The 8078-nt window shown below is 70.0% G+C and carries 7 protein-coding genes; 3 read left to right on the top strand and 4 right to left on the bottom strand.

Annotated features, from left to right (window positions below; all coding sequences use genetic code 11):
• Positions 1 to 167 precede the first annotated feature (167 nt).
• Positions 168 to 1259, bottom strand: a complete 1092-nt coding sequence (locus tag CCL05_RS13350) for a serine hydrolase domain-containing protein (protein ID WP_086560713.1) — start codon at positions 1257 to 1259, stop codon at positions 168 to 170.
• A 221-nt stretch (positions 1260 to 1480) separates the two neighbouring features.
• On the opposite strand from CCL05_RS13350, the gene CCL05_RS13345 reads away from it, so the two are divergent.
• Positions 1481 to 2218 carry a helix-turn-helix domain-containing protein gene (locus tag CCL05_RS13345; protein WP_086560712.1) on the top strand — a complete coding sequence of 246 codons (738 nt, stop codon included), beginning with the start codon at positions 1481 to 1483 and terminating at the stop codon, positions 2216 to 2218.
• Here CCL05_RS13345 and CCL05_RS13340 read toward each other — a convergent pair.
• Together CCL05_RS13340 and CCL05_RS13335 are read right to left on the bottom strand one after the other, a co-directional pair.
• A complete protein-coding gene (locus CCL05_RS13340) occupies positions 2198 to 2842 on the bottom strand; it encodes a TetR/AcrR family transcriptional regulator (RefSeq protein WP_086560711.1) in 645 nt (214 codons plus the stop codon). The two genes, CCL05_RS13345 and CCL05_RS13340, sit on opposite strands and share 21 nt — an antisense overlap.
• Positions 2843 to 2928: 86 nt before the next feature.
• A complete protein-coding gene (locus CCL05_RS13335; protein ID WP_086560710.1) occupies positions 2929 to 4107 on the bottom strand; it encodes a glutamate dehydrogenase in 1179 nt (392 codons plus the stop codon).
• 125 nt (positions 4108 to 4232) lie between these two features.
• Between CCL05_RS13335 and CCL05_RS13330 the strand changes: the two genes are divergently transcribed.
• Positions 4233 to 5423, top strand: a complete 1191-nt coding sequence (locus CCL05_RS13330) for an MBL fold metallo-hydrolase (RefSeq protein ID WP_167409557.1) — start codon at positions 4233 to 4235, stop codon at positions 5421 to 5423.
• 42 nt (positions 5424 to 5465) lie between these two features.
• Here the strand turns inward: CCL05_RS13330 and CCL05_RS13325 are convergent, their stop codons facing one another.
• Positions 5466 to 6566, bottom strand: a complete 1101-nt coding sequence (locus CCL05_RS13325; protein ID WP_086560709.1) for an ABC transporter substrate-binding protein — start codon at positions 6564 to 6566, stop codon at positions 5466 to 5468.
• Positions 6567 to 6992: 426 nt separating this feature from the next.
• Here CCL05_RS13325 and CCL05_RS13320 point away from each other — a divergent pair, with 426 nt between their 5' ends.
• Complete coding sequence (locus CCL05_RS13320; RefSeq protein WP_143589875.1) at positions 6993 to 7991, top strand: sulfotransferase domain-containing protein; 999 nt, start codon at positions 6993 to 6995, stop codon at positions 7989 to 7991.
• Positions 7992 to 8078: the final 87 nt, after the last annotated feature.

Raw genomic sequence — 8078 nt, 5'->3', positions numbered from 1 at the left:
ACGCCGGGTGGTGGGTCGGGGCCGCGCCGGGGGGTGTCCGTCCTCGGAACGGCGCGATGGGGGCGGATACCGACTGACTCCCCGTTGACGCGCCAACCGCTGCGGGCGGACACCCCCCGGCACGTCCCCTGCTCGCCGTCGGCGGGTGCGGGCGCGTCTCGGCTGGCTCAGTTCGTCGACGCGGTCCGCTCGGCCCGACCGCCGAACACCTCCTTGACGAGCCTCTGTGTCGCCTTCTGGAACGGCTCGGCCAGGGACATCGCCGCGTCGTCCACGTAGTTGAGCGCGGCGGTCAGGGTCTTGCCGCCGTCGGGCGTGCTGTACATCAGCGCCGCGTGGCCCGTGATGCCGCCGTTGTGGGTGATGATCGTGCCGCCGGCTTCCGTGTCCTGGACGAACACCCCCAGGCCGTAACCCGCCTTGGGATGCGGCGTGCACATCTCCGCCAGCAGTGGGGCCGGCAGGAGCTTGCCGCCCAGGAGTGCGGAGATGAACGTGTGCAGGTCCTGGGTCGTCGAGATCATGTCACCGCCGCCGGAGATCCAGGAGGGGTTCTGGCGGGTGACGTCCACCGTCTTCTGCCGGCCGTCCTCCTCGTACCGGTAGTAGGCGTGGGCGTGCGGCTCGGGGACCTCCTGCTCGGTGTAGGGCGCCACGGTGCCCGACAGTCCGAGCGGCCCCAGGATCCGCCGCTGCATCTCGTCGGCCAGTGGGCAGCCGGCGACCTTCTCGATCAGCAGCTTGGCCAGCACGTAGTTGGTGTTGGAGTAACTCCAGTCCGTCCCCGGCTCGAACCGCGCCGGCCTGGACAACGCCAGCCGTACCAGCTCTTCCGGCCGGTAGGTCTTGAACCGGTTGTCCACCCACTCCTTGCCTGTGACGGGGATGCCCGGCGCGAACGTCCCGTCGTCGTAGAACTCGCCGGTGAAGTTGAACACCCCGCTGGTGTGCTGGAGCACCATCCGGACGGTGATCCGCCGGTCCAGCCCGAACTCGGGCAGGTAGTCGTCCGCCGGTCTGTCCAGCCCGATCCTGCCCTCGGCCACCAGTTGCAGCACCAGGGTCGCGAGGAAGGTCTTGGTGTTGCTGCCGATCCGGCCGTGGCCGTCGGTCGGCGGCTCGGCGCTCTCGCCCAGTTCGCGTAAGCCGGCGCTGCCGACCCACTCGCCCCGCTCGTCGTGCACGCGCAGCTGCACCCCGGTGAAACCGGAATCGACGATCTCCTGAATGGCCTTCTGCAACTCCGGGCGGTCCGCCATCGTGCTCTCCTTGGGCTCGTTGTTTCGATGAATGGAAAGCTACGTTGCGTTCGTGCGTGTGGCAACTTCGTCGTTGCGTATTGGTGTTGTTCACGCAGCTAGACGCGGGGAGATTGTTGCAATGGTTGAGGAAGCAATGCAACGAGTGAGTTCCTGATCGTTGCAATGCTTGGAAAATTAACGCTATGCTGCCGGCATCCAGGAGCACTAAGGAGTTCGCTATGCCGGGCGGCAGGCTCACCCAGCAGGAACGTCAGCAGATCGCGCAGGGGCTGGGCGATGGTCTCGCCTACGCGGAGATCGCCAGGCGTCTCGGGCGGCCGACCTCGACGGTCACGCGTGAGGTGATGCGCAACGGCGGCCCGACCGCCTACCGTGCCGACCTGGCCCACCGCGCCACCGAGCGCCGGACCCACCGGCGCAGGCAGACCGCTCCCCGCGGGGTGCAGGCGCCCGCGCCGGCCCATGGGCGTGATGTCGAGGCCGTGCGCGAGTACGAGGAGATGTTCACCACCCTCCTCATGCAGCAGGGCCTGCCCAAGATGATGTCCCGGGTGCTGACCTGCCTCTACACCACGGACGCGGGCAGCCTCACCGCTTCCGAACTCGTCCGGCACCTTCAGGTCAGCCCGGCCTCCGTGTCCAAAGCGGTCGCGTTCCTGGAGAGTCAGGGGCTCATCCGCCGGGAGCGCGGCGAGGGCCGCCGCGAGCGCTATGCCGTCGACGACGACGTCTTCTACCAGTCGATGATCGCCAGCGCCCGGTCCAGCGCCCAACTGGCCGCGGCCGCACGGCAGGGCGTCGGCGTCCTCGGTTCCGACACCCCGGCCGCCACCCGCCTCGAGAACATCGCCCGCTTCGTCGACTTCGTCGCCGAGAGCCTCATCCGTGCCGCCGAGCAGGCCCGTGAGGTGCTCCACAGCAAACCCGGGACGGGCTCAGGCGACACCGTTGGATAGACGGCTCGGTCCGGTGCGGGTCAAGGCCTCCGGTTCCAGGCCCAGTTCGCGGGCCAGTGCCTCCTCGGCCCACTCCTGGGCCCGTGCCCGCGGCACCGCGCCCGGGTAGGACGTCAGCTGGACGGCGAGGCCGTCGAGGAAGGCGGTGAGGCGCAGGGCCGTGCCGTGCGGGTCGGGGCAGTGGAACTCGCCGGCCGCGATGCCCTCCGTGATGACCTCGGCGAGGGCCGCTTTCCACTGCCTGTCGAGGTCCTGGGTGACCTCCCGCAGCGCGGGCTCGCGCAGGGCCGCCGCCCAGCCCTCGATCCACAGCCGCCAGCCCTTGGCCTGGCCGGTCGGGGCGTACCACCGTACGGCCGACCGGAGCCGGCGCAATGCCGACGCACGGCGGCCGAGCAGCCCGCGCAGATGCGCGAGGTCGGCCTCGGCCGCGTGCCGGAACGCGGCGGCGACCAGCTTCTCCTTCGTCGAGAAGTGGTAGAGCACCAGCGCGTTGCTCACACCGAGCGCCGAGGCCACGTCGGCGATCCTGACCGCCGCCACACCCCGGGCCTCGATCTGCTCGACGGCGGCCCGCAGCAGCTCCCCGCGCCGTTCCGCCACGCTCAACCGGACTCTCGTCACGCCGTCACCCTACACACGCGCGTGCACCCTCTTGACCGGTGCGTTCGGCCGGTACGGCAGAGGGCGCGGGACGGTCCCGCCGGCTGTCAGCGGTAGCAGCCGAATCGTTCCGCCATGATGGGCAGCCGGTCCGCCACGAGCGCGTGGGCGGCGGCCCGCGGTGTCGTGCCGTCGGCCCGGGCACGGGCCAGCATCCGCTCGACCAGCGACCGCATCGAGCGGCGTGTGTGCGCGAACGCCTCCTCGGCGTCGGCGCCGATGTCCCCGAACAGCGTCCACCACCACCAGGCGTTCGTCCCGGAGTTGACCACGACGTCCGGCAACACCGTCACCCCGCGCGCGGCGAGCGGCCGCTCCGCCTCCGTTCGTACGGGCATGTTGGCCGCCTCGACGATCCAGCGGGCCGTGATCCGCTCCTGGTTCCCGGCGTCGATCGCGTACGAGACGGCCGCGGGCACCAGGACATCCGCGTCGGCCGACAGCCAGGCGTCGTCCGGCAGTTCGCGGTCGCCGGAGCGCAGCGCGGAGCGGTCCACGGTGCCGTGCGCATCCCGCGCGGCGAGCAGTGCCTCGACGTCGAGCCCCGCCGGGTTGGCGATCGTGCCCTTGATGTCGGCGACGGCCACGACCGTGAGTCCCGCGCGGGTGAGGAAGCGCGCGGTGGCCCCGCCCATGGTGCCCAGCCCCTGGAGGGCGACCCGCGTCCCCGCGTGCGGCACCCCGGCGTGGTCCAGCGCCGTCAGGGCCGCCTCGGCGACACCGCAGCCGCCGACCAGTTCGTCCAGGCCGATGCCGTCCACCTCGACCGCGAAGGCGTCCCGGAGCCGCCGCCGGGCCTCGGCCTCGTCGTCCAGCAGCGGGTAGACGGCCTGGATGGAGGAGACCAGCCCCGCCTCGGCCGCGGCCCGGTCCACCAGGTCCTGCGTGAGCCCGAGGTCCTCGCCGGTCGTCCAGACGCTCTCGATGTAGGGCCGCATGGCGCGCAGGTACCGCACCAGCAGCGGGTAGGCCTGCGGGTCGCGCGGGTCGCAGTCGATGCCCCCCTTGGCGCCGCCGAGCGGGACGTAGCGGGCGGCGGGGTCGTAGTGGAGGGCCTCCTTCATGGTCATGCCGCGGGCCAGGCCGGTGACCTCGTCCAGGGTGCAGCCCGGGCGCATCCGCAGACCGCCACTGGCGACACCGCGCACCAGCCGGTCGACGACCAGGAAGCCCTGGCGGCCGGTGAGGTGGTCGGTCCAGGTGAGGGACAGCAGGGGGCCGGCCATGCGAGCTCCTTCGCCGTGATTACTGAATCCTGGTTCAGTATCACCGTCGTGGGACCCCTGGGCCCCGGTGTTTCTGCAGGGGCCGACCATAATGGAAAGCCTGACCGACTCCACCTGGAGGTACCGTGGCCGGTTTCCGTTCTCTGAGCTCCGGGCTCCGCGCGCTCCAGCCCGGGGCGTTCGGCGCGGACCCCAGCGGTGAGCGCATGGCGCGCATCCGCAGATCGCCCCACTTCAAGGACGGGGTCTTCCAGAACCCCGGAGGTCCCGCGCGGACCCGGCCCTCGGGCTCCACCGTCGACTTCGCCAAGGTCTTCTTCGACAAGGAGGCCCGGCCCCGCCGTGCCCCGAAGGGCACCGTGCCGGTGCACGCCACCACCCTCGCCGACCTCGCCCGGCCCCCGGCCACCGGGCTGCGCCTGACCTGGATGGGCCACTCCAGCGTGCTCGCCGAGATCGACGGCCGGCGCGTGCTGTTCGACCCGGTGTGGGGCGAGCGCTGCTCCCCGTTCCCGTTCGCCGGGCCGAAGCGGCTGCACCCGGTGCCCCTGCCGCTGGCCGCGCTCGGCCCGGTCGACGTCGTGGTCATCTCGCACGACCACTACGACCACCTGGACATGCCCACCATCAAGGCCCTGGCCGGCACGGACACGCAGTTCGCCGTGCCGCTCGGCGTCGGTGCGCACCTGGAGCACTGGGGCGTGTCCGCCGGCCGGCTGCGCGAACTGGACTGGCACGAGTCGACGAAGATCGGCGGCCTCACCCTGACCGCCACTCCGGCCCGGCACTTCTGCGGCCGGGGCCTGCGCAACACTCAGCACACCCTGTGGGCCTCCTGGGTCGTCGCCGGCGAGGAGCACCGGATCTACCACAGCGGAGACACCGGCTACTTCGACGGCTTCAAGGAGATCGGCGCCGCACACGGGCCGTTCGACGCCACGATGATCCAGCTCGGTGCGTACTCCGACTTCTGGCCGGACATCCACATGACCCCTCCGGAGGGGATCCAGGCTCAGCTCGACCTCCAGGGAGGCACGCCGCACGGGGTGCTGCTGCCGATCCACTGGGGCACGTTCAACCTCGCCACCCATGCCTGGGCCGAGCCGGGGGAGTGGACGAAGGACCTGGCCGAGGAGGCGGGACAGGACGTGGCGTTCCCCCGGCCGGGCGAGCCCTTCGAGCCGGGCGGGAAGCTCCCCGGGGAGGCCTGGTGGCGGGCGGTGTCCGCGCCCCTGGTTCATCCGTGGCGCCTCACCACGAGGGCGGCCGTCACGCCGGCCGCTCCGGGCGATCTCGACCTCGCGGGCGAGAAGTGATGCGGTGGTTCCGCGGCGCGGGCGCCCGCTGTGGTCACGCGGTCATTCCTCGACCGGCGGAAGCCCCGCCGACCGCAACGCCCTGTTGAGCGGGCCCAGGTCGTAGATCCCCGTCAGGTCGTCCGACGCGAGCAGGTGCAGCCGGGCGGCGTGCCGGGCCTGGGCGCGCAGGGTCGTGGGCAGCGGGTCGTTCGTGAACGTGACCCCCTGCCAGGCGGCGTCGAGCACGGCGGCCGGAAGCGCCTTGCCCGTGAGGCGTTCGAGGTGGGCACCCGCCGCGGTCCTGGCTTCCCGGGGATGGCCGGCGATCCAGGTGGTGGTGGCCACGGATGCCCGTACGACCGCGTCGACCACGTCCGGGTGTTCCGCCAGGAACGTGGGTGAGACGATGACGTTCGTCGTGGTGAAACGGCGCCCGGGCCAGAGGTCCGCCTCGTCGAGCAGCACGCGTGCTCCCTCCGCGACCAGGAGCGAGGCGGTCGGCTCGGGGACCCAGGCGCCGTCCAGGGAGCCGGAACGGTAGGCGTCCACCGTGACCCGGTTGTCGCTGCGGACCAGCGAGACGTCGCCCCGGCCGGTCGCCGGGTCGATCTTCCACCCACGGCTCGCCGCCCAGTGCAGGAATGCCACGTCCTGGGTGTTGCCCACTTGCGGCGTGGCGATCCGTTTGCCCTTCACCTCGTTCAGGGAGCGGATGCGGTCGGGGTTCACCACGAGCCGCACGCCGCCGGAGGCGGAGCCCGCCACGATCCGCAGCGCGTCCCCGCCCGACCGCAGGAATCCGTTGATCGCGGGTGACGGGCCGGTCCAGGCGATGTCGACGGAACCGGCGTTGAGGGCCTCGATGGCGGCCGGGCCGGAGCCGAAGGTGCGGGGAGCGACGGTGGTCCCCTTCAACTCCCGGGCGAAGAAGCCCTGTTCGAGGCCGACGAGCGCCGTGGCGTGGGTGATGTTGGGCAGGTAGCCGATGCGCACGGTGTCGACGGAGAGCTTGGGGCCACGGGCGGGTGCACCGGCCGCACCTGCCGCGATCGGCCGGTTCTTTCCGTATCCGCATCCCGCCAGCAGGCTCAGCGCGATGGTGAGCGCCACCGCTGCGACCAGTCGGGTCAGGGGAGGCAACGGTAACGGGACAGAGCGCATGGCGGGGTCCTAGAGGTCAGGGGGGTGGAGACCGGAGCGTAGTCACCCGCCAAACGTGCGCTCAAGAGCGTCCACCGGGGCGTCTCGGACAATCGGATGGCGCCGGCAAACTGCAGCATGCACCTTTCCTCGCCGCTCGGAATCTTCCATTCCCCTTCTTTGCTGCCGCTAAGAAAAAGTAAACGTTATGAGCGGCGTGAGGATGTGGGGATGTTCTGGGATCGGGGGCGAGGCAATGTTCCGTTCGCCCCACTTTCGTCATAAGGAGCGCTTATCTGTGCCGCACTTGGCCGAAAGGCGCTCTGGACGGATGAGGTGGAAGTTTCTTTGGTTGACATTGATGTCAAGCAGTTGCAACGATTTGATCAACATTAGAGTCAGAGTTGTCAGCTGAGTGCCAAAAGGTACCGGCGGGCAAGTGAGGGGATGACTGTGCAGCAACAGGTTCCGGATGTCAGCGGTATGCGGGCGGAAAGAGTCGTCGTTGTCTCGCTGATGAAATCCGGCACCCATCTCGTGCAGGAACTGATGCTGGCTCTCGGCTACAAGATCTACGGTCAGTCCAGGATTCCGCAGGAAATACGGCCCGTTCTGGCCGACGCGACCCGTGACCGGATCATGCGCATGGTGCACGGCGACCAGGCCGCCGACGCCCTGAAGGCGCAGGGCGAAGAGGCCTTCCGGACCGGCTCCGACCAGGCATGGGAGGCGCTCGGCTGGGCCTGGCAGCAGCGCCTCGGGATGCCTCTCGTCAACCGCTACGGCGCTCAGCTCACCCATACCGACGCCGTCGATCAGGCCCTGCGGCGCACCTCGGGCACACCTTTCTCCGCGACGCCGGAGAACACCTGCTGGATCATTCCGGAACTCGACATCAAGAGGGTCGACGGAAAATTCATCGAAGAATGGACCCGGACCGGTGAGCCGCGGATCCTCTTCATGTACCGCGACCCCCGCGACATGGTCCTGTCGATGGTGAACTTCCTGCTCGGCAAGACCGTCCAGGGATTTGGCAACTTCAGCGAGTTTCAGGTTTTCAACAACATTCTGGCGGCCAAGGGCTCCTTGGAGGAGCGTCTTCTTTACGCGCTGTCGGATCCGGCCTTCCCGGGCAGCGGTGATCACGAGCGGATGCTCTGGCTCCTCAACCATCCCAAGGTCTGCAACATCTCGTTCGAGGAAATGGTGGGGCCGCAGGGCGGTGGCTCGGCCGAGGCCCAGCTCGACGCCGTACGGCGCGTGATCGAGTTCGTCGATGCCGACGCGGACCCCGAGAAGACCGCTGACGGGATCTTCCGCAGGGACTCGTTCTCCTTCTTCAAGGGCCAGATCGGCAGCTGGCGGGAGGCGTTCACGCCCCGGGTCGGGCAACTGGCGCAGGAGCGCCTGGCCAAGGCCCTGGACCTGTACGGCTACCAGGCCTGAACCGTCCCCCGGAACCCCCCCCCGGGCCGTCGCCCGCAGGCTCTCGTTTCCTCGGCCCTGGACCTGTACGGCTACCAGGCCTGAACC

The sequence above is a fragment of the Streptomyces africanus genome (genome assembly GCF_002150735.1).
Taxonomy (GTDB): Bacteria; Actinomycetota; Actinomycetes; order Streptomycetales; family Streptomycetaceae; genus Streptomyces; species Streptomyces africanus.
This window is presented reverse-complemented; position numbering and strand designations above follow the sequence as displayed.